The sequence below is a fragment of the Kutzneria buriramensis genome (assembly GCF_003387475.1).
In the GTDB taxonomy this organism is placed as follows: Bacteria; Actinomycetota; Actinomycetes; order Mycobacteriales; family Pseudonocardiaceae; genus Kutzneria; species Kutzneria buriramensis.
Genome location: NZ_QUNO01000001.1, coordinates 939,580 through 960,294, shown reverse-complemented (window position 1 = coordinate 960,294; position 20,715 = coordinate 939,580). Strand labels below are relative to the sequence as shown.

At 70.5% G+C, this 20,715-nt stretch carries 18 protein-coding genes and 1 riboswitch; of the genes, 10 read left to right on the top strand and 8 right to left on the bottom strand.

The features are described 5' to 3' along the window. The first annotated feature begins 129 nt into the window (after nucleotides 1-129). From BCF44_RS04580 to BCF44_RS04565, 4 genes are all read left to right on the top strand, one after another. Nucleotides 130-354 (top strand): hypothetical protein, encoded by a 225-nt coding sequence (locus BCF44_RS04580; protein WP_116172731.1) that lies wholly within the window; start codon nucleotides 130-132, stop codon nucleotides 352-354. Nucleotides 355-419: 65 nt separating this feature from the next. Further along, nucleotides 420-1,493, top strand: a complete 1,074-nt coding sequence (locus tag BCF44_RS04575) for a glycoside hydrolase family 88 protein (protein ID WP_170217322.1) — start codon at nucleotides 420-422, stop codon at nucleotides 1,491-1,493. A gap of 13 nt (nucleotides 1,494-1,506) precedes the next feature. Beyond that, nucleotides 1,507-3,636: an AAA family ATPase gene (locus BCF44_RS04570; RefSeq protein WP_116172729.1), complete on the top strand. Its 2,130-nt coding sequence runs from the start codon at nucleotides 1,507-1,509 to the stop codon at nucleotides 3,634-3,636. Nucleotides 3,637-3,671: 35 nt separating this feature from the next. Then, nucleotides 3,672-4,508 carry an SAM-dependent methyltransferase gene (locus BCF44_RS04565; RefSeq protein WP_116172728.1) on the top strand — a complete coding sequence of 279 codons (837 nt, stop codon included), beginning with the start codon at nucleotides 3,672-3,674 and terminating at the stop codon, nucleotides 4,506-4,508. Nucleotides 4,509-4,524: 16 nt separating this feature from the next. Here the strand turns inward: BCF44_RS04565 and BCF44_RS04560 are convergent, their stop codons facing one another. The 4 genes from BCF44_RS04560 to BCF44_RS04545 form a co-directional block, all read right to left on the bottom strand. Beyond that, the gene (locus BCF44_RS04560; protein WP_116172727.1) at nucleotides 4,525-5,220 is read right to left on the bottom strand and encodes an SIR2 family NAD-dependent protein deacylase; all 696 of its coding nucleotides are present in this window, start codon (nucleotides 5,218-5,220) and stop codon (nucleotides 4,525-4,527) included. A 51-nt stretch (nucleotides 5,221-5,271) separates the two neighbouring features. Next, complete coding sequence (locus BCF44_RS04555; protein ID WP_147328387.1) at nucleotides 5,272-5,748, bottom strand: nucleoside deaminase; 477 nt, start codon at nucleotides 5,746-5,748, stop codon at nucleotides 5,272-5,274. Between the two features lie 175 nt (nucleotides 5,749-5,923). After that, a complete protein-coding gene (locus BCF44_RS04550; RefSeq protein WP_116172725.1) occupies nucleotides 5,924-6,343 on the bottom strand; it encodes a DUF6228 family protein in 420 nt (139 codons plus the stop codon). Nucleotides 6,344-6,346: 3 nt separating this feature from the next. Next, on the bottom strand, nucleotides 6,347-7,717 hold the full coding sequence (locus tag BCF44_RS04545) for an L-serine ammonia-lyase (protein ID WP_116172724.1): 1,371 nt from the start codon (nucleotides 7,715-7,717) through the stop codon (nucleotides 6,347-6,349). A 137-nt stretch (nucleotides 7,718-7,854) separates the two neighbouring features. Further along, nucleotides 7,855-7,946, bottom strand: a riboswitch (glycine riboswitch). 67 nt (nucleotides 7,947-8,013) lie between these two features. Here BCF44_RS04545 and BCF44_RS04540 point away from each other — a divergent pair. Both BCF44_RS04540 and BCF44_RS04535 read left to right on the top strand, forming a co-directional pair. Further along, on the top strand, nucleotides 8,014-9,186 hold the full coding sequence (locus BCF44_RS04540) for a glycoside hydrolase 5 family protein (RefSeq protein ID WP_116172723.1): 1,173 nt from the start codon (nucleotides 8,014-8,016) through the stop codon (nucleotides 9,184-9,186). Nucleotides 9,187-9,309: 123 nt separating this feature from the next. After that, nucleotides 9,310-11,610, top strand: a complete 2,301-nt coding sequence (locus BCF44_RS04535; RefSeq protein WP_116172722.1) for an alpha-L-fucosidase — start codon at nucleotides 9,310-9,312, stop codon at nucleotides 11,608-11,610. 59 nt (nucleotides 11,611-11,669) lie between these two features. Here the strand turns inward: BCF44_RS04535 and BCF44_RS04530 are convergent, their stop codons facing one another. Then, a complete protein-coding gene (locus BCF44_RS04530) occupies nucleotides 11,670-12,098 on the bottom strand; it encodes a hypothetical protein (RefSeq protein WP_170217321.1) in 429 nt (142 codons plus the stop codon). A gap of 217 nt (nucleotides 12,099-12,315) precedes the next feature. Here BCF44_RS04530 and BCF44_RS04525 point away from each other — a divergent pair, with 217 nt between their 5' ends. After that, on the top strand, nucleotides 12,316-13,809 hold the full coding sequence (locus BCF44_RS04525) for a PucR family transcriptional regulator (protein WP_116172720.1): 1,494 nt from the start codon (nucleotides 12,316-12,318) through the stop codon (nucleotides 13,807-13,809). Here BCF44_RS04525 and BCF44_RS04520 read toward each other — a convergent pair. Next, the gene (locus tag BCF44_RS04520) at nucleotides 13,790-14,716 is read right to left on the bottom strand and encodes a GlxA family transcriptional regulator (protein WP_116172911.1); all 927 of its coding nucleotides are present in this window, start codon (nucleotides 14,714-14,716) and stop codon (nucleotides 13,790-13,792) included. The two genes, BCF44_RS04525 and BCF44_RS04520, sit on opposite strands and share 20 nt — an antisense overlap. Nucleotides 14,717-14,837: 121 nt before the next feature. Between BCF44_RS04520 and BCF44_RS04515 the strand changes: the two genes are divergently transcribed. From BCF44_RS04515 to BCF44_RS04505, 3 genes are all read left to right on the top strand, one after another. Next, nucleotides 14,838-15,278: a hypothetical protein gene (locus tag BCF44_RS04515; protein ID WP_116172719.1), complete on the top strand. Its 441-nt coding sequence runs from the start codon at nucleotides 14,838-14,840 to the stop codon at nucleotides 15,276-15,278. A 144-nt stretch (nucleotides 15,279-15,422) separates the two neighbouring features. Next, the gene (ald, locus tag BCF44_RS04510) at nucleotides 15,423-16,541 is read left to right on the top strand and encodes an alanine dehydrogenase (RefSeq protein WP_116172910.1); all 1,119 of its coding nucleotides are present in this window, start codon (nucleotides 15,423-15,425) and stop codon (nucleotides 16,539-16,541) included. A 174-nt stretch (nucleotides 16,542-16,715) separates the two neighbouring features. Beyond that, nucleotides 16,716-18,311, top strand: a complete 1,596-nt coding sequence (locus tag BCF44_RS04505) for a S53 family peptidase (RefSeq protein ID WP_116172718.1) — start codon at nucleotides 16,716-16,718, stop codon at nucleotides 18,309-18,311. A gap of 71 nt (nucleotides 18,312-18,382) precedes the next feature. Here BCF44_RS04505 and BCF44_RS04500 read toward each other — a convergent pair whose 3' ends face one another. Both BCF44_RS04500 and BCF44_RS04495 read right to left on the bottom strand, forming a co-directional pair. Next, nucleotides 18,383-19,525 carry a nucleotide disphospho-sugar-binding domain-containing protein gene (locus BCF44_RS04500; RefSeq protein ID WP_116172717.1) on the bottom strand — a complete coding sequence of 381 codons (1,143 nt, stop codon included), beginning with the start codon at nucleotides 19,523-19,525 and terminating at the stop codon, nucleotides 18,383-18,385. A 41-nt stretch (nucleotides 19,526-19,566) separates the two neighbouring features. Next, entirely contained in the window at nucleotides 19,567-20,712 is a 1,146-nt protein-coding gene (locus BCF44_RS04495; RefSeq protein WP_170217320.1) for a nucleotide disphospho-sugar-binding domain-containing protein, read from the bottom strand. Nucleotides 20,713-20,715: the final 3 nt, after the last annotated feature.

Here is a 20,715-nt window from a genome sequence, read left to right as displayed (position 1 = left end):
CGCCGGCCTCCTCGTTGAAAACCTATACATCGGAGCTCTGTCGCCGACCGTAGGGAGGCCATGTCGACCCGTCAAGAGGTTGTCCGAGGTCACGGCCTGACGTCATCGGATGAATCGATCGTGACAACAATGATCTTCATGCGCATCACCGGCCTGGTCATCGGCCTGCTCGTCGCCCTCGCCGCGCCCGCGGCCGCCTCGGACGTCCGGCCGGGCGTCGGCGGCTCGTTCAACGGATCGACCGGAGTGCTCACCGGCAACAACACGATGGCGCTGACCGGCGTGCCGGTGCAGCTGCCCGCCCCCGGCGTCGGCGTGCTCGGCTCCGGACACGGCGGCGACGCCGACCGTTGACAGCCACCCCTACTATGTAAACGTTTCCAGCCCTCGCCGCCGCGCCGACACCCCTGGAGGTTGTGGTGGCTTCACGTTCCCGGTGGTCGCTCGCGATCGCCGCAACACTCGTCGCCGGGGCCCTGCTCCCCGCGGCGGCCTCGGCGGCGCCGGCCGTCTGCTCGGAGGTCGCGCCGATCCGGGCGGCCGCCGACCACTGGATCGCCGGCAACGCCAAACCCGCCGACGCCACCTGGTTCAACTCGCTGTTCATCAAGGGTGACATCGAGACGTACAAGCTGACGGGCGACGCGAAGTACCTGAACTACGCGACCGCGTGGGCCGCCCACAACAAGTGGAAGCTGCCCACCGGCACACCGAACCTGGACGGCCCCGAGGCCTCCCAGGAGTACATCGACCTCTACCAGCTCGACCCCAAGCGCCCCGCCGGGGACATCGCCGACGCCAAGGCCTATGTCGACCGGGAGACCAAGAAGGTCGAGGGCGGCAGCGCCTCCGACATGTCCTATGTGGACGCCGTGCGGCTCGGCGCGCTGTCGGCGTTCGCCTACTTCGGCGGCAGCACGAACCTCGACGCCATGGCCAAGCTGTTCGCCTACCCCGAGAGCCACATCTACGACAAGAAGAACGCGCTGTGGTGGCGGGACTCCCGCTGGGTCGGCACCACGCAGCACTGGTCGCGGGGCAACGGCTGGATCGTCGCCGCGCTCACCGACACCATCGCCAACCTGCCCGCCGGCGACACCCACCGCGCGCACTACATCAGCCTGTTGCAGGACATGTTCGCCAAGCTGAAGGCCACCCAGCAGGCCGGCGGCTACTGGACCGCGGACGTCGACCACCCGGCCGCCTTCCCCGCGCCCGAGTCGAGCGGCACCTCGCTGTTCACGTACGGCATGGCCAAGGCGATCCAGGCCGGCTACCTCGACTCGGCGACGTACCTGCCGGTCGTGCAGAAGGCGTGGGGGTGGCTGAAGGGGACGGCGCTGCGGTCCAACGGGGTCGTCGGCTACGTGCAGGGCCCGTCCTCGCACCCGTCCCAGTACCAGCCCATCAGCCCCACCGCGACCAGCAATTACGGCGTCGGTGTGTTCCTGATGGCCGGTGTGGAGACGGCTCGGCTGACGCCCGGCTGCTGACTATTGTGGACGGGTGGACTTGGTCGGCCGGGCCCGGGAGCTGCGTGACCTGACGCAGGCGCTGGACCGCGCCGTCGCGGGGCACGGCGACGTTCTGGTGCTCACCGGGCCACGCGGCGCCGGCACCACGGCTCTGGCCGACGCCGCCGTCGACCTGGCCCGGGAGCGCGGGATGGCCGTGCTGCGGGCCGGCGGCCGTCTGATGTGGACACAGGTGGCCCGGGACCGGGGCGTGCCGGACGAAGCGGTGGCGCCACTGCTCGCCTCGCCCGGGCCGCTCGACCTCGACGACGTCGCCCGGCGGCTGGTGTCCGCCGAGCCGCTGTTGATCGTCGCCGACGACGTCGACCGCTCCGGCGGCGTCGACCTGCTCGCCGTGCTCGCCGGGCGGGTCGGCGCCGGCCGCACCGTGGTCGTCGCGACGGCCCGCGGCTCGGTCGGCGTCGGCCGGGAGGTGGCCGTCCGCGGGCTCAGCGAGGACGAGCTGGCGCAGGTGATGCCGTCCTCGCAGGCGTTGTGGATCGCCTCTCGCGGGCTGCCCGGTATCGCCCGTGAACTCTCGGCTTTCGGGGACTCGTTGGTCGACATCGCGTTGAACTCCCTGTCGGCAAACGAGTTCCTCGAAGTCGACGTGGCGCTGGTCCGGCTGCTGGAGCTGGCCGTGTCCCGGTCCACCGGTGCTGTGCGGGCTCGGCTGCTGGCACGGCTGGCCCGTGAACTCGTTGGTGACGCGTCGTCTTGTGACCGCCGCCGGGAACTCATCACCGAGGCAGGGCGGTTGGCGGACGCGGACCCCGAGGTTCTCGACGCCCAGCTCTTCGCCCTGTGGGACCCGCTTGCCGCTCAGGACCGTATCGAGGTCGGCCGCCGGATCGCCACCCTGGCCGACTCCGATGCGGTGCAGCGCAAGGGTTTGTTCTGGCAGTTCATCGGTCTCATGGAGCTCGGCCAGGTCGGCGCCGCCGAGTCCGTGCTCGCCGTCTTCACCCGCTCCGCCGAGGCCGCCGGCGACGGTCCCGACATCGTGATGGCGTTGAGCCGTCAGGCCATGCTCGCCGCCCTCCGGGGCCGCTTCGCCGACGCCACCCGCCTCGTGTCGGAGTTCGTCGCCCTCGGCATGCGCTTCGGTGTCCCCGACACGCAACGCCTCGCCGGCACCATTCTCGGCGGCATGATCGGCGATCCCACTCGCCTGGCCGAGGGTGTCGAGCTCATGACCGCCATGGCCCGCCGCTTCCCCGGCCACTTCTTCGAGGCCACCACCGCCGCCATCCTGGTCGTGTTGGGGCGGCTGGACGAAGCCGCCGCCGAGCTCCACCGGGTGCTCCCAGCGGTCCTCGCCGGCACCGGCCCCCGCTGGCTCGCCGCCATGGCCGATCTTTCCTGCGCCGCCGTGGCCACCGCCGACGTCGAGGCCGCTTCCCCGTTGTACAAGGGACTCCTGCCCTTCGCCGGACGCCTGGTCGTCTGGGCCGGCGCCAACACCGTCCGCGAACCGGTGTCGTACTGGCTCGGCCGCCTCGCCAACGTCCTGGGCCTCCCCGCCGTCGACCACCTCCGCTCCGCCATCGCCCTGGCCACCGAGATCGGCGCCCTGCCGGCGCTGGAACGTGCCGAGGAGGCGTTGTCTCGGGAAACGGCCCCTTCGGCGGAGGAGTGGCACCTCCGCCGCGACGGCGACTACTGGCTCCTGACCGCAGGCCCCGAACACGCCAGACTCGACGACCGTCGCGGCCTGCGCTACCTGCACGCCCTTCTTTCCTCCCCTGGGAAGGAAATCCCCGCCCTCGACCTGGCCGCCGGCGGCCCCGGCCTCGCCGCGGTCAGCACCACGCCACTGCTCGACGAGACCGCCCTACGCGCCTACCGCTCCCGCCTCGGCCTCTTGTCCGACGACGATCCCGAGCGCGCGTTCATCCTCGACGAGCTCCGCCGCGCCACCGGCCTCGGCGGCCGTCCCCGCTCCGCATCCGCCGAGGCCGAGCGCGCCCGGGTCAACGTCACGCGGACCCTGCGCGCCGCCCTCGACCGGATCGCCGCCCAGGCCCCGCGCGCCGCCGCGCACCTCCAGGCCTCCATCCGCACCGGCCTCGCCTGCCGCTACGACCCCGGGCCGGGCGGTCCCGTGCGCTGGCGGGTGTGAACGATTCGTTCCACGCCGATTTACGCCTCCCCCGCATGACCCTCTTCGACGACCTGAACTCGCAGCTCTGGGTGCTCGGCGCCATCGGCCGGCTCGCCGACCAGGGCCTGCTCCTGCGGCCCGCCGACGCCGACGACGAGGTGTCGCGGCTGAGCCAGCAGCTGCTCATCGACACCGGCTGGCTGGCCGCCGACCCGATCCGACCCACCGCCCAGCTGCTCTCCGCCGCGCCGCCCGGCGTGCCGCTCGGGGCCGTCAGCGGCTACGTCCGGGAGCAGCTCGGCCGGATCTCCCGCTTCGCCGACGGCGCGCCGCCCGGGTGGGCCGAGACCGACCGGGAGCTCATCCGGTGGCGCGGGCGGAGCAGCGGGGCCATCGTCCAGCGCATCTTCGGCCGGGTCTGCCCCGACGTGCTGCCGCGGGCCACCAGCTTCCTCGACGTCGGCACCGGCGCCGGCGGCATCGCCATGCAGCTCTGCCGCCAGCTACCCGATCTCCACGCCGTCGGCATCGACGTCAGCCCCACCGCCCTGGACGTCGCCCGCCGCGACGTCGCCGAGGCCGGTCTCGACGACCGCATCGAGCTGCGCGACCAGTCCGTCGACGCACTGTCCGATGTGGACGCCTACGACCTGGTCTGGCTTCCCCAGCAGTTCATCCCCCGGCCCGTGCTGGAGGCGGCCCTCCCCTTGCTGTGCAAGGCCACCCGCGCCGACGGCTGCTTCGTCATGGCCCTGTCCACCGAGCATGACCTGGCCAACCTGATGTCCGGCGGCGGCACAATGTCCGTCGAGGACGCCGTGAAGCTGGTGACCCACGCCGGTTTCCTCGACGTGCAAGACCACGACCACGTCATCACCGGCCGCCGCTGAGCCCTGGCCGCCGTTCTCACCGGGCGGCGGCCAACTCCGCACAGAGCCTGGGCACCGCCGTGCCGATCGGCTCCGTGATCTTCTCCGCCGCCTGGTCGTCGTACGGCGTCGGATCGCGGTTCACGATCACCAGCCGCGAGCCGGCCTTCACCGCCACCGTGCACAGCGCCGCCGCCGGCTCCACCTGCAACGAACTCCCGATCGCCAGGAACACCTCACTCGCCGCCGCGATGTTCCTCGCGTGGCTCAACACGTCCGGGTCCAGGTGCTCGCCGAACAGCGTCACCCCCAGCTTCAGGATTCCCCCGCACTCGCGGCACTTCTTGTCCGTGCCGAGGATCTCCTTGGTGCTGAACGTCTTCCGGCAGCCCACGCACACCGTCCGGTGCATGCTCCCGTGCAGCTCCGACACCTTCCGCTCCGGGGTGCCCGCCTTCTGGTGCAGGCCGTCGACGTTCTGCGTCAGCACCCTCGTGTTCGCCAGCCCCGCGAGCGCCCGATGAGCCGCGTTCGGCTCCGCCCGCCACGCCGGATGCCCCTCGTACCGCGCCCAGAACTCCCGCCGCGTCCCCTCGTCGGCCATGAAGTTCTTGTAGGTGAACAGATCCTGCGCACCGGGGTCCTTCGTCCACTCCCCCTGCGGGCCGCGGTAGTCGGGGATGCCCGAGTCCGTCGAGATCCCCGCCCCCGTCAACACCGCGATCCTGGTCATACCGGGAAGTCTAGGTACCGGCCACAACCGCATTTGCCCACCGGGTCTCGATCAGCGAGCCACCAGCGTCTCCGCCCACCGTCGCAACGCGGTGTCCGACGCTTGCTCGCAGTACCTCCGGAACTGCGCCCGCACCTCGTCCGCCCGGATTCCGCCGCGCACCACCGGCGCCCGGTACCACTCCATCCCCGGTCCCGGCCGCCAACTCCTCGCGATCCCCGTCGCCCCGTCCCCCGGCGAGTCCAGGCCGTAGTGGATCTCCTTGACCCCCAACGACATCGCCGCCCCGAGGCACATCAGGCACGGCTCCAGGTTCACCGCCAGGACGAGGTCCCTCGCACCCTTCCCGTCCGCCTCCTGCATCGCCAGCAGGTCCGCGTGCCTCAGGCGCCCCTCGCTGTCCCGCGTGTGCGCCCGGCCGACTACCTCGTCACCGCTGATCACCACTGCCCCGATCGGCAGCTCCCCCTTCGCCATCCCCTCCTCGGCGACCGCCATCGCCGCGCGCAGCATCTCGTCCGGAGTCACTCGGTCCCCACATCACCCACACCGGCTGCCCGGTGTTCGTCTCCCGCTGCTCGTACACCCCCGACGCCTGGCCGGTCTCCGCCTTCAACTCCTCGACGACGCGCTTGAGCCACTCGATGTGCTGCTCGTCGCTCAGCCCCTCCGGCCGGTTCAGGTCGACCACCGCTCATCCCCCCTACAACAGTTCTCGCAGGTCAGCCGCCAGCCTACGCATTTGCTCGCCCGCTTCGACCCCTTTGACCGTGACCGATGCGGCCCACGAGTACCTCTCCCGCCACGGCTCGACCGTCCACGTCAGGTCGACGTGCCCGCCCGGCTCGAACACCGCTTCGATCCGTACGTCCCGATCGAGGTTCTGCCACGCCCTGACGCCGCTCCACCCCTCGAAGCTCGCCGCCAGCCCCTCGACGAACGCCGCCGGCGACTCACCCGCCACCACCACCCCGTGCGCGACGGCCGTCATCCCATCCCCACCGAGCTCGATGCAGAACGCCACCATGTCGTCGCCGTGCGGGTGGGTCCGGTTCCACAACCGCACCCACCCCTGCGGCCCACCCAGCCGCACCCCGATGTCGTCGCCGCACTCGTGCTCCACGGATCAGCACTCGATGACGTTGACGGCCAGGCCGCCGCGAGCCGTCTCCTTGTACTTGTCCTTCATGTCACGGCCGGTGTCGCGCATGGTCTTGATGACCTTGTCCAACGACACGAAGTGGGCGCCGTCGCCGCGAAGGGCCATGCGGGCGGCGGTGATGGCCTTGATGGACGCGAGGGCGTTGCGCTCGATGCAGGGGATCTGCACGAGCCCGCCGATGGGGTCGCAGGTGAGACCGAGGTTGTGCTCCATGGCGATCTCGGCGGCGTTCTCGACCTGCTCGGGGGTGCCGCCGAGCACCTCGGCGAGACCGGCGGCGGCCATGGAGCAGGCGGAGCCGACCTCACCCTGGCAACCGACCTCGGCGCCGGAGATGGAGGCGTTCTCCTTGAACAGGACGCCGATGGCCCCGGCGGTGAGCAGGAATCGGACGACGCCGTCGTCGGAGGCGCCGGGAACGAAGCGGGAGTAGTAGTGCAGGACGGCGGGCACGATGCCGGCAGCGCCGTTGGTGGGGGCGGTGACGACGCGGCCGCCGGCGGCGTTCTCCTCGTTGACGGCCAGGGCGAACAGGGTCACCCAGTCCATGACGCGCAGGGGGTCGGTGGCGAAGTGCTCTGCGGCCAGGGTGCGGCGCAGGTCCGCCGCCCGCCGACGCACCTTGAGACCACCGGGCAGGGTGCCCTCGACGGTGCACCCCCGCTCCACGCACTCCTGCATGACGTGCCAGATGTGCAGCAGCCCGGAGCGAACCTCGCCCTCGGTGCGCCACGAGAGCTCGTTGGCGAGCATGACATCGCTGATGGACAGGCCGGATTCCCGCGTCCGGGCAAGGAGTTCGTCGCCGGACAGGAACGGGTGCGGCAGCACAGTCTGGTCCTGCTTGATCCGGTCGGTGCCGGTGGCGGTCTCGTCGACGATGAAGCCACCGCCGACGGAGTAGTACACGGCGGAGTCCAGCTCCGTGTCCCCGTCCAACGCGGCGAAGCTCATTCCGTTGGGATGCAACGGAAGCTGCTTGCGGCGGTGCATGATCAGGTCGGTGTCCTCGACGAACTCGATCTCACGGGAGCCGCCCAGCGTCAGCCGACTCGACGACCGGATGCGGGCCACACGGTCGTCGGCGTCGGTGGGGTCGCACAGCTCGGGCTGCGAACCCTCCAGCCCCAGCATCACGGCCTTGGGGCTGCCGTGGCCGTGTCCGGTCGCGCCGAGCGACCCGAACAGCTCGACGTGCACCCGGGACACGGAGTCGAACAGACCGGCGGAACGCAGCCGGGACACGAACATGGTGGCGGCCCGCATCGGCCCGACGGTGTGCGAGCTGGACGGGCCGATCCCCACCGAGAAGAGGTCGAAAACGCTGATGGCCATGTGGCGGACTCCACGGTTGTGTGCCGAAAAGGAGCTCCCCCTCTGTCATGGGACCTGAGAGCTTCGCCGTCACGACCGCGACAGCTTGCACCGTGGGTGTGCGTGCACGACCGCGCACGCGAACTTTCCAGAGTCGCCTCGCCCGGCCGGTCTGGTTGCCTGAGAGTGTGCGGGGAGGCTTGCTCCTTCGGCGCCCCGGCGGTTCCGAGGGCTCTCCCGACCGGGCTGTGTGCCGTGGGGCACGCGGCCTGTGTGGAATTGTTGCCTCACACTCTAGGCGACCCGGGGAGCTGTGCATGAGGTTCGGCGCCAACTACACGCCCAGCAAGCACTGGTGGCACACCTGGCTCGACTTCGAGCCGGACTCGATCCGCCGCGACCTGGACCAGCTGGCCGGCCTCGGCCTGGACCACGTCCGGGTCTTCCCGATCTGGCCGGTCTTCCAGCCCAACCGCGGTGTCATCCGTGAAAAAGCCGTCGAGCAGCTGCTGGAGCTGGTCCGCCTCGGCGCGGCGGCCGGCCTGGACGTCACGGTCGACGGCATCCAGGGCCACCTGTCCAGCTTCGACTTCTACCCCTCCTGGACGCAGACCTGGCACCACCGCAACGTCTTCACCGATCCGGACGTGCTGGAGGGCCAGATCCTGCTGCTGCGCACGCTGGCGACGGCCCTGCGGGGCGAGCCGAACTTCCTGGGCATGACGCTCGGCAACGAGATGAACAACCTGGTGGCGCACAACCCGTGCACGGCGGACGAGGTGGACGTCTGGCTGGACCGGCTGCTGGCCGCCGTCAACGAGGCCGACCCGGACCATCCGCACTGCCACTCGGCCTTCGACGACGCCTGGTACGTCGACGATCACCCCTTCACGCCGCTGGCCAGCGCGACCAAGGGCGCGATGACCACGGTCCACCCCTGGGTCTTCACGCTGAACGCGGCCCGCCGTTACGGTCCGCAGTCGACGGAGATCCACCACCTCGCCGAGTACGGCACCGAGCTGGCCCGCGCCTACGGCACGCCGGACCGGGTGATCTGGGTGCAGGAGGTCGGCGCGCCGGCCCCGCACATCCCGGTGGAGCACGCCGAGGAGTACGCGGAGCAAACGATTGGCAACGTCGCCACCTGCAAGAACGTGTGGGGCCTGACCTGGTGGTGCTCGCACGACGTGGACCGGAAGTTCGTCGACTACCCCGAGCTGGAGTACGGCCTGGGCCTGTTCGACGCCGACGGCAACGCGAAGCCGCTGGCCAAGGCCGTCAGCCAGGCCGTGCACGCGGAGTTGCCGAAGCCGGTGGACCGCACGACCGCCCTGTTCTTCGACGGCAAACGGAGTTCCTCGGGGCCGGGCGGCGCGTTCTTCGAGGCCTGGATGCGGCTGGCGGCGGAGGGCAGGCGGCCGGCGATCGTGCTGGAGACCACGCCCGAGCACCTCGCGGCCAGGGGCGTGACCGAGGTCTTGACAGTGTGAGCCCGGCCACCCCAGGATCACAGTCATCCGATGACTAACCCGCGTCAGGCCCCCGGTCCGCCGCAAACCCCGCCCACACATCGGATCTATTCGTCGCCGGGTGGCCCGACGCAGGAGGGCTCGATGACGACCTTCCCCCGACGGACCGCCCTGGGTCTGGCCCTGGGTGCCACCGCGCTAGCGACCATCAGCACCGGGACAGGGGCCGCATTCGCGGCCTCCGACGCACCGAATCCGGTCCCTGTCCCCCTGGACGGCCTGTTCGACAACGACGGCATCGACACCGCCACCACCCACGACGGCAACTTCGACGGATCCGGCTACACCTTCCCGGCCGAGGGCTTACCGAGCGGCCCGATCACCGTGGACGGCGTCCCGTTCACGTTTCCGGCCGCCACCGGCAAGAACAACATCGTCGCCATGGGCCAGCAGATCCCGCTGCCCAAGGGGCGCTACGTCACGGCCCTGTTCCTCACGGCCTGCTCGTACGGCGCGACCGGCGGCACGGCGACCGTGCACTACGCCGACGGCACCACCAGCCAGGCCCAGCTCGGCGGCGCCGACTGGTACTCGGGCAGCGGCCAGCTCGTCGCCCCGTTCCGCTACACGCCCGGCGGCGGCACCGACCAGAGCCCGGTGTCGATCAGCACCTCGCAGGTCTGGCTGGATCCGGCCCGGGACGCGGTGGCGATCACCCTGCCGACCACCAATCCCGCCGTCGAGGGCAAATCCAGCCTGCACGTGTTCGCGCTCAGCCTCCAGCCGGTGGTCGTCGGCAAGGCCGTCACGCTGCGCGGCACGAAGTCGACCACCAGCCTGCTCACCGACGCCGGCCCGCAGGTCGTCGAGGCGACGGTGGTCAACCTCGGCACCGAGTGGATCACCCCGCAGGACCAGCTGACGATCTCCGTCACCGTCCCGGGCGGCCGCACCGTCACCCCGGCCACCGTCGCCTGGCTGGCCCCCGGCGACGAGGCGAAGGTCCGCATCGGCATCCGCAAGAACCAGACCGTCGACGACGGCACGACCGTCAACGGAACCCTCACCGCGAAGTCCAAAAAGGACACGCTGGCCAGCGCGCAGGCCCCGATCCTGTTGGGAGTCCCCGACTACCAGCCAGCCGACACGTCCCTGAACACGCACCAGGCCCCGTACTGGTTCCAGGACGCCAAGTTCGGCATCTTCATCCACTGGGGCGTCTACTCGGTGCCGGCCTGGTCGCCGCCCGGCAAGCAGTACGCCGAGTGGTACTGGAACTGGATGCAGGACCCGTCCAACGCCGTCTACGACTACCACCGCCAGACCTTCGGCGCGAACTTCAACTACGACGACTTCATCCCCCAGTTCAAGGCGGAGAAGTGGAATCCGCTGGACTGGCTCAACCTCTTCGTCGACGCCGGCGCCCGCTACTACGTGTTGACCTCCAAGCACCACGAGGGTTTCGCGCTCTGGGACTCCAAGGTCTCCGGCCGCACCGCCGCCAAGCTGGGGCCGAAACGCGACCTGGTCAAGGACCTGTTCGCGGCGTCCCGCCAGCACACTCCCCAGCTGCGCAACGGTTTGTACTTCTCGATGCCGGAGTGGTTCAACCCGGACAACCCGTGGATGGGCCACGCGCCGCGCAACCCGTACACCGGCGCGGCGGTGCCGTACACGGGGTACGCGAGCGGCCGGGACTTCGTGCTCGACTACCAGCTGCCGCAGATGCTGGAGCTGGTGCACGGCTACGACCCGGACGTGATCTGGTGCGACATCGGCGGCGTCAACGACAGCCGGCGGCTGATGGCGGAGTACTTCAACCACGCCAAGGACCGGCCGCGGCCGAAGGACGTGACGATCAACGACCGGTCGGGCATCTCGGTGCACGACTTCACCACGCCGGAGTACGCCACGTACCCGAACACGGTGGTGGCCAAGTGGGAGGCCAGCCGCGGGCTGGATCCGCGCAGCTACGGCTACAACCGGGCGACCCCGGACGACATGTACATGACCGCCGAGGAGGTCGTGCACACGCTGGTCGACATCGTCAGCAAGAACGGCAACTTCCTGCTGGACATCGGCCCGCGCGCGGACGGCACCATCCCGGAGATCATGCAGACCCGGCTGCGCCAGACCGGTGCCTGGCTCAAGGTCAACGGCGAGTCGATCTACGACACGTCGTACTGGTCGAGGCAGGCTCAGCTGGGTGACCTGCGGTTCACGGTGAAGTCGGACGCCTTCTACATCACGTCGCTGACGGCGCCGGGCAGCCAGTTGACGGTGGCCGCGCCGGTGCCGATCCGGCCGGGTGACACCGTCACCATGCTGGGGTACCGCACCCCGCTCACGTGGGCGGTGACCGGCGGCTCGCTGGTGGTCGACGTGCCGGCGGCCGCGGTCGCCGCCGGCCAGTACGCCTGGGTTTTCAAGATCAGCAGGCGCTGACCGCGGGTTCGGCCCCCCGACGGTCGCGTCGGGGGGCCGAACGACGGCGCGAGCTCAGGTCAGAGGAGCGTCACCGAGAAGTTGAGAGTGGTGCCGGTCACCCGGTAGGCGGCGGTGGCGCCACCCTCGCAGAACTGCACGCGCGGGCCGCTCTCCGTGGTGCCGAGAATGGCGTGCACCTCGGGCCAGATCTCGACGCCGTCCCTGATTCCGTACGCATTGAAGTCGATGGTCCGCTCCTGGCCGACAGGATAATTGTCGGTGGACGGCGTGGACAGACCGGTGGAAATCTTCCCGGTCCAGTTCATGACGAACGCGGCGCTGTTGACGACCGAAATCTTCTGATAACAAGGAGCCTTGGCGGCTGCTCCGCCCGGGCCGTCGAGCGCGCGGGCCATCGCCGCGCCCTGCGGGGCCACGAGCAGGATTCCCAGAAGGACGGCGAACAGAGCGGACAGGGCGCGCGTACCACGGAGGAAGGCCTTCACCATTTCATCCCTTTCGCAATTGTCGAGCGATGTGCGCGTTCAAGGCCGGCCCGTGTCGAAACGCCGTGATCCACAGGAAGCCTCGCTCAAGGATTGCCGCCCCGTGAGCGCCGATAAAAGAGGCCACGTGATTGGCCGCCCCGCAAATGTGAAATATCTTCTCCCCCTTCCGCTCGTCGGACATGAACAGCGGCGACGGGGGTGGCACGATGGCGCGATGGTGACCGTGCAGGGCGTCGTCGACCGGGTGGGGCCGACGATGCTGCGCGCCGTGCACGCGGCGGCGGCCCCGCACAGCGTCACCGACGTGGTGATCGCCGAGCCGGGCCGCCGCAACGTGATCGCGGCCGGCGACCTGGTGCTGGGCGTGGCGGTCGGCGGCCGGAAGGACGCGGTCGACCTGGTCCGGCACTCCAGGGGCGCCGCCGGTGTGCTGCTCAAGCAGCCGCAGGCCGGCGACATCGAGGTGCTGAAGGCGGCCACGGAGGCGGAGATCGCCGTCGTCGAGGTACGGCAGGAAGCCGCCTGGGCGCAACTGGTCTGGCTGCTGCGAGCCGTCCTCGACGCGGCCGCCGACGACGAGTCCGACGGCGACGTCGAGCAGTTCGGCGACCTGTTCCGGCTGGCCGACGCCGTGGCGGCGGTGATCGACGCGCCGGTGACGATCGAGGACGCGAACTCCCGGGTGCTGGCCTACTCCTCGCGGCAGGACCGCACCGACCCGGCCCGGGTGTCCACGATCATGGGCCGCCGGGTGCCGGACGACGTGCTGGCCAGGTTCCGCAGCCGGGGCGTGTTCCGGCAGCTCAGCAAGGGCCGGTCGGTGATCTTCGTGCCGGCGCAGAAGGACGGCACGCTGCCGCGGCTGATCGTGCCGATCCGGATGGGCGGCGAGCTGCTGGGCTCGATGTGGGCGGTGGTCGACGGCGAGGTCACCGACGAGCGGTCGGCCGCCTTCGCCGACACCGGCCCGGTCGTCGCGCTGCACCTGCTGCGCCGCCGGGCCCGGGTGGACGCCGAGCGGATGCGCTCGGCCGAGCTCGTGCGGGCGGTGTTGGCCGGTTCCACCGGCAGCCGGGCCGCGGCGGCGGAGCTGGGGCTCGACGAGCAACCCCATCGGGTGATCGCGATCGACGCGTCCAGCGAGGACGCCGAGGACGCGGAGGGCGTCCGCCTCGCGCTCTGGGAGCGGATGACCCGGGGTGTGGGCCGCCGACCGGCGGTCGCCGACCTGCACGGCGTCCTCTACGCCGTGGTCCCGGACAAGGGCTGGGCGCCGCTACGAGAGGTGCTCGCCACCGGCGAGCCGCTCGTCGCCGCCGGCAGCCCGGTCGAGCTGGCCGACCTCCCACTGTCCCGGTCGCAGGCCGACGAAACGTTGGCGCTGCTGCGAACCGGGCTCGTCGCGCGCAAGCTCGCCAACTACGAGGAGGTCTGGTCGGCGCTGGTGCTGCACCGCGTCGCCGCCGCCTCCAAGGCGTCCGGGGTGGGCGAGCTCGGACCGCTGGCACAGCTGAAGGACATGGACCTGGACACGTTGTTCGAGTGGCTGCGGCACCCCGGCGATCCCCGCGCCGCGAGCCGGGCGCTGCGGATCCACCCGAACACCTTCCGGTACCGGATGAAGAAGATCGGCGAGCTGGTCGACCTGGACGATCCCGATGTGCGGCTCGCGCTGCTGGTGCAGCTGGTCACGCTGAAGTGGGCGTGAACGCGTTCCGGTAGGCCTGCGGACTCGTGCCGACGATCCGCTTGAAGTGCTCGCGAAACGCCGTCGGGGAGCCGAATCCGGTGCGCGCCGCGATCCGCTCCACCGGTTCGCCCGTCGCCTCCAACAGGTGCTGCGCGCGGCGGACCCGCGCGCGGTGCAGCCACCGCAGCGGCGAAGTCCCGGTCTGCTCCCGGAATCGCCGGTTCAGCGTGCGGGTGCTCATGCCGGCCTGCGCGGCGATCTCGTCCAATGTCAGGTCGCGGACGGAGTTCTCTTCCATCCACGCCAACAACTTCTCCAGCTCGGTGCCCCGCGGCACCGGCGGCAGGTCGTGCACGATGAACTGCGCCTGGCCGCCGTCCCGCTCCAGCGGCATCACCGACAGCCGCGCGGCGTCGGCGGCGGCAGCGGAGCCGTAGTCGCGACGGATGAGGTGCAGACACAGGTCGAGCCCGGCGGCCGCGCCGGCCGAGGTCAGGAACTGGCCGTTGTCCACGTACAGCACGTCCGGATCGACGTCGACCAGCGGATAGCGTTCGGCGAGCGCGGCGGCGGCGACCCAGTGCGTGGTCGCGCGCAGGCCGTCCAACAGACCCGTCGCGGCGAGGATGAACGCCCCCGAACAGATCGACGCGATCCGAACGCCTCGCGCGGCCGCCGCCCGCAGCGCCTCGACGACGGCCTCCGGCACGTCGAAGGACTCGGTACCCGGAAGGATGACCGTGTCCGCCTCGATCAGGGCATCGAGGCCCCAGTGGACACGGACCGTGAACAGGCCGGCGTCGATCTCCGGCTCGGAGCCGCAGATCCGCACGCGGTAGCCGGGGGTGCGTCGGAAGACCTCGATCGGCGTGGCCAGATCGAACGGGATGACCCCGGGCAGGGCGAGCACGGCGACGGTGTGCATGCCGCCACGGTAGCTGGCGGGAATCCGTTGCACCCTGGCGATCCAGCCACTGTCTCAGCAGGCGAATGATGAGGCTGAATGAGTGACGCGCAGAGCGCGCCCACAGGGAGGAAGCAGCGCCGTGACCAAGATCCTGCTCACCATCCACATCATCGCCGTGATCGTCGCCATCGGGCCGGTCGCGGTGGCCGCGAGCATGTTCCCGCCCGCCGCCCGCAAGGCCCTGACCAGCGGAGACGATGCCGACATGGCCACTCTGCGGCTGCTCAACCGGATCTGCAAGGTGTACGCGCTGGTGGCGATCGCGGTGCCGTTCTTCGGCTTCGCCACCGCCGGCATCATGGGCGTCACCGGCAACCTGTGGATCATCATCTCGATCGTGCTGACCGGCGTCGCCGCGCTGGTGCTCGGCCTGCTGGTGCTGCCCTACCAGCAGCGCGTGCTGGAGGGGAAGCCGGCGCCGAGCACCCAGCTGGCGATGTACACCGGCCTGTTCAACCTGCTCTGGGTCGCCGTCACGGTGGTGATGATCTTCCGGCCGGGCTCCAGCCTGAACAGCTGACAGGTCTAGACCTCACCCCGTTTTGTGCCCCGAGCACAACGGGGCGGTCGTTCGATGCTTCCGGGCGCACGATGACACCCCGGGTTGGCGTAGCCCACCGTGGGAGACGACACACCAGCCGTGCGCCCGGAAAGGACCGACATCGTGCGGATCGCCGTCCCCCGCGAGATCAAGAACCACGAGTACCGCGTCGCGCTGACCCCGGCCGGCGCGCACGAGTTGGTCACCCGTGGCCACGACGTGTTCGTGCAGGCCGGGGCCGGTGTCGGCTCCTCCATCCCGGACGAGGACTACCTGGCCGCGGGCGCCAAGGTGCTGGCCACCGCCGACGACGTGTGGGCCGAGGGCGAACTGGTGCTCAAGGTCAAGGAGCCGATCGCCTCGGAGTACGGCAAGCTGCGTGCCGGCCAGACCCTGTTCACCTACCTGCACCTGGCCGCCGACCGGCCGCTCACCGACGCGCTCATCGCGTCCGGCAACACCGCGATCGCGTACGAGACGGTGCAGACCGCGAACGGCGCGCTGCCGCTGCTGGCCCCGATGTCCGAGGTCGCCGGCCGGCTGTCCGCCCAGGTCGGCGCCTACTCCCTGATGCGCCCCTCCGGCGGCCGCGGCGTGCTGCCCGGCGGCGTGCCCGGCGTCCGGCCGGCCCGCGTGGTCGTGCTCGGCGGCGGCGTGGCCGGCGTGAACGCGGCGACGATCGCCGCCGGCATGGGCTCCGACGTGGAGATCCTGGACACCAACGTGGACCGGCTGCGTCAGATCGACCACGAGTTCCACGGCCGGATCCGCACCGTCACCTCCAACCGGTACGCCCTGGAGCAGGCCGTGCTGGAGGCCGACCTGGTGATCGGCGCGGTGCTGGTGGCCGGCGCGAAGGCGCCGAAGCTGGTCAGCAACGAGCTGGTGTCGCGGATGAAGCCGGGCTCGGTGCTGGTGGACATCTCCATCGACCAGGGCGGCTGCTTCGAGGACTCGCGGCCGACCACGCACGACGACCCGACCTACCGCGTGCACAACTCGGTCTTCTACTGCGTGGCCAACATGCCGGGCGCGGTGCCGAACACCTCCACCTACGCGCTGACCAACGTGACGCTGCCCTACGCGGTCGCGCTGGCCGACAAGGGCTGGGAGCAGGCGCTGCACGCCGACAAGGCGCTGGCGCTGGGGCTGAACGTGCACGCCGGCCAGCTGGTCAACGAGCCCGTCGCGGTCGCGCACGGGCTCCCGCACACCCCGCTGAGCGACGTGGTGAACATCTGAGCCAGGCTCGGCATTCCGGGAACAGGTCGGTCGCGCGAACAGCGCGGCCGACCTGTCGTCTGTTGATGGACTGTTGAAGAACCCCTCACATCGTCGCTTCCCTCGAAAGCGTTACACGTCTACCGTCGGTGACCACTTGGGTACGAACCCTGCCTCGCACCAAGGAGTCACCGAATGTCACGACGTCTCCGCGCACTCGCGCTCGCCGCGGCGCCCCTGCCCCTGATCGCCGCGGCGGCCCTGGCCGGTTCCGCCGCCGCGGCGACTCAGCCGCTGGTTTCCGTTCCCGACAACACATCTCCGGCGCTCGCGCACAGCCAGCGCGACGGCGCGCTCGACGCCAACACGAAGATGTCGGTGTCGGTGGCGCTCAAGCTGCGCAACAGCAGCGAACTGGACAAGTTCATCGCCGACGCGAGCAACCCTCACTCGCCGAACCACGGCAAGTTCCTCACCACCGCGCAGTTCAACGACCGGTTCGCGCCCACCCAGTCTTCCGTGGACAGTGTGTCCACCTACCTGCGCTCCCAGGGCCTGACCGTCGACAAGGTCAGCGCCAACCGCCAGGTCGTCACGGTCGACGGCACCGCAGCGCAGCTCCAGACGGCGTTCGGCACCTCGATGGGCCGCTACACCGACACCGCGCAGCACCGCGACTTCTACGCCAACGACAGCGCGCCGCAGCTGCCGGCGAACGTCGCCGCCGTGGTGCAGGGCGTCGTCGGCCTGGACAACCACGCCGTCAAGCACACCAACAACACCAACAAGCGCAAGCCGAACGCGCCGTCCGGCTACAACCCGACGCAGCTGCGCGGCGCGTACGACACCGGCTCGCTCGGCACCGGTTCCGGCCAGTCGGTGGCGCTGTGGGAGTTCGATGGCTACCAGGCGTCCAACATCTCCACGTACGACAAGCAGTTCTCGCTGAGCTCGTCGGCGCCGAAGACCGTTTCGGTGGACAACGCCAACTACGACTCGCAGCCGGGCCAGGGCCAGGGCGAAGTCGAGCTGGACATCGAGATCGTGCAGGCGATGGCCCCGGCCGCGTCGACCTACGTGTACGAGGCGCCCAACAGCGACCAGGGCGAGATCGACATGGCCAACCAGATCGCCAGCGACAACAAGGTGTCGGTGGTGTCGATCTCCTGGGGCTCGTGCGAGCCGGACACCACGCAGTCGGCGATCACCAGCACCAGCAACGCGATCAAGCAGGCGACCGCCGAGGGCATCAGCTTCTTCTCCGCCTCCGGTGACGACGGCTCCAAGGACTGCACCCGCAGCCAGACCGGGTCCGGCGTGGACGCCGTCGACTACCCCGCCTCCGACCCGAACGTGACCGGTGTCGGCGGCACGCACCTGACCGTCAGCGGCAACGCCTACGGCTCGGAGACCGCGTGGAGCGGTTCCGGCGGCGGCACCTCCACGGTGTTCGACACGCCGAGCTGGCAGGCCGGCGTCGGCGGCAAGCGCACCGTGCCGGACGTGTCGGCCGACGCCGACCCGAACAGCGGCTACGCCATCTACTCCGCCGGCGCCTGGCAGGTCTACGGCGGCACCAGCTGCGCCGCCCCGATGTGGGCCGGCCTCGCCGCGCTCATCGGCACCAAGCTCGGCGCGGCCAACCAGGCGCTGTACGGCCTGAAGGGCACCGGCTTCCACGACGTGACGTCCGGCAGCAACGGCACCTTCAAGGCCGGCACCGGCTACGACCAGGTCACCGGCTGGGGCTCCTACGACGGCGCCAAGCTCGCCGCCGCCCTCAAGGGCTGACCTAACGCAGGGAAGGACGCCTTACCCTCACTCAACGAGGGTAAGGCGTCCTTCCCTGCATAAACCTGGTGTCAGCCGACGAAGCCGGCGAGGCGTTCGACGACCTCGACCGGGGACGGCATGGCACGCAGCTCGTCGCGCATCCGCAGGGCATTCGCACGCCAGTCGGCGTCCCCCAGCAGCCGCTCGATCAGCGCCACGTCCACATCGCCGACCGTGGCCCGCTGCCCGACGCCGTTCTCCTGCACGGTGTCCGCATTGAGGAACTGGTCCGCCCCTTGCGGCACAACGATCTGCGGGATGCCGGCGTCCACAATGGTCATCGTGGTGCCGGCGCCACCGTGGTGGATCGCCGCGTCACAAGAGGAAAGCAGCACGCCGAGCGGCAGGTAGCCGACGGCCCGGACGTTTTCCGGCAGCTCCCCCAGCGCCGACAGGTCCACATTCCCCAGCGCCAGCACGAACTCCGCGTCCACCTTGCTCGCGGCGGCCACGACCGGCTCCAGCATGCCGAGCCCGAAGTGCGGCACGACGGTGCCCAGGGTGATCAGCACCCGGCGGCGTTCCGGCTTGTCCAGCAACCACTCCGGCACCACCGAGCCGCCGTTGTACGGCACGTACCGCATCGGCCAGACGGTGTCGGGGACCTCGCCCGTCCCCCGCACGCTCGGCGGCGTGACGCTGAGCAGCGCCGCCGTGTTCGGCACCGAAGCGACGCCGTGACGGTCGAAGTACTCGCGCAGCTCGTCGCGGGTGATCTGCTCATGGCCCGTGAACATGCGGTCCGGTCCCATGGCGAGCTGCACCGACACCAGCGGCACGCCGAGCTTGCCGGCGGCGAGCTGGCCGGCGGCCTGGAGCGGGGTGTGCACGATGACGTCCGGCTGCCACTTCTCGGCAACCCGCACCACGCTGTCGAGTGTCGGCTCGGACACCTTCGCGAACAGCTTCAGCCCGAGCTCCATGGTCCGCTGCACGTCGTCCTGCGCGGCCTGCATCTGCTCGCGCAGTTTCGCGCCGGCGCCCATGAAGATCTGCGCGTAGTCGGTGTCCGGCGAGGCGTCGACGACCTGGAGGCCGGCCTCGGAGATCGCGTTCACCGAGCCGCCGGTCGCGTAGAGCACGTCGTGACCGGCGGCGCGGGCCGCGTGGGCGAACGAGATGGTCGGCAGGATGTGTCCCAGCCCCGGGGACGTGGTGATCAGAATGCGCATGACGGGTTCCCTCCCTCAGATCCCGTCATTTAACTCGCTTGCTAAGACTTCTGTCCACCGAAATTCTTACCGAGCCGGTCGGCCACCTCGATCGGCGACGGCATGGCGTGCATCTCGGCCCGGATCCGCTCCGCGGCGACGCGCAGCGAGTCCTCGGTCAGCAGCCGCTCGATCAGCTGGGCGTCCAACTGGTCGTCGGTGACGTTCAGGCCGCAGCCGGCGTCGGCCACCGCGGCGGCGTTGACCGGGCCGTCCGCGCCCTGCGGCACCACGATCTGCGGCACACCGGCGTCCAGCGCGGTCAGCGTGGTGCCCGCGCCGCCGTGGTGGATCACCGCGGTGCTGCTGGCCAGCAGCGGGCCGAGCGGCACGTAGCCGGCCAGCCGCACGTTGTCCGGCAGGTCCGTCAGCGACGAGGTGTCGGCGGTGGCGCCGATCGCGATCACGAACTCGGCGTCGATCTTCTCCGCCGCCGCGGCGACCCGCTGCACCGGCCCGACGCCGGTCAGCATCGGCGCGACCGTGCCCAGCGTGACGGTGATCCGCGGCCGCTCCGGCCGGCCGGTCAGCCAGCCCGGCAGCTGCCCGCCGCCGTTGTACGGCACGTACCGCATCAGCCAGCCGTCCGGCTCCGGCTTCATGCTCGGCGGCGCGACGTCCAGGTGCACGTCCGGGTCCGGGATGGCGGTCATGCCGTAGCGCTGGAAGATCTCCACCTGCATGCTGCCGAACATGGCCATCATGGCGCGGTTGTGCGCGACGCCGATCGAGTGCGACACCGTGCCCGCGCCGACGGCGTCCGCCGCGATCAGTCCGATCAGGTTCATCGCCTCGTAGACGACGACGTCCGGCCGCCAGTCCCGGGCCAGCCCGACCAGGCCGTCCACCATGCCCTCGGCCAGGCCGTTGAACAGCCGGAACGCCGGGTGCTCGCGCAGCTTGGCCGGATCGGGATCGAACCCCTGGCCGCGGGTGGAGCTGCGGAACGCGTCGCCGGCGTTGTCGCCGACCAGCGAGCGCATGTCCAGGCCGGGCGCCACGTCGTAGGAGTGCAGGCCGGTGCCCTGCACGGCAGTCATGTCGCCGGCGGTGGCGAACAGGACGTCGTGGCCGGCGGAGCGCAGCGCCCACGCCGTCGTGACGAGCGGGAAGAGATGGCCGTGTCCGGCCAGGGCAGTGACGAGCACGCG

Bases quoted from the DNA above. Each gene is read 5' to 3' on its own strand.
- BCF44_RS04535 (WP_116172722.1), top strand. From the start codon at position 9,310: ATGACGACCTTCCCCCGACGGACCGCCCTGGGTCTGGCCCTGGGTGCC.
- BCF44_RS04525 (WP_116172720.1), top strand. From the start codon at position 12,316: ATGGTGACCGTGCAGGGCGTCGTCGACCGGGTGGGGCCGACGATGCTG.
- BCF44_RS04580 (WP_116172731.1), top strand. From the start codon at position 130: ATGATCTTCATGCGCATCACCGGCCTGGTCATCGGCCTGCTCGTCGCC.
- BCF44_RS04505 (WP_116172718.1), top strand. From the start codon at position 16,716: ATGTCACGACGTCTCCGCGCACTCGCGCTCGCCGCGGCGCCCCTGCCC.
- BCF44_RS04520 (WP_116172911.1), bottom strand. From the start codon at position 14,716: ATGCACACCGTCGCCGTGCTCGCCCTGCCCGGGGTCATCCCGTTCGAT.
- BCF44_RS04560 (WP_116172727.1), bottom strand. From the start codon at position 5,220: ATGACCAGGATCGCGGTGTTGACGGGGGCGGGGATCTCGACGGACTCG.
- BCF44_RS04565 (WP_116172728.1), top strand. From the start codon at position 3,672: ATGACCCTCTTCGACGACCTGAACTCGCAGCTCTGGGTGCTCGGCGCC.
- BCF44_RS04540 (WP_116172723.1), top strand. From the start codon at position 8,014: ATGAGGTTCGGCGCCAACTACACGCCCAGCAAGCACTGGTGGCACACC.
- BCF44_RS04500 (WP_116172717.1), bottom strand. From the start codon at position 19,525: ATGCGCATTCTGATCACCACGTCCCCGGGGCTGGGACACATCCTGCCG.
- BCF44_RS04545 (WP_116172724.1), bottom strand. From the start codon at position 7,717: ATGGCCATCAGCGTTTTCGACCTCTTCTCGGTGGGGATCGGCCCGTCC.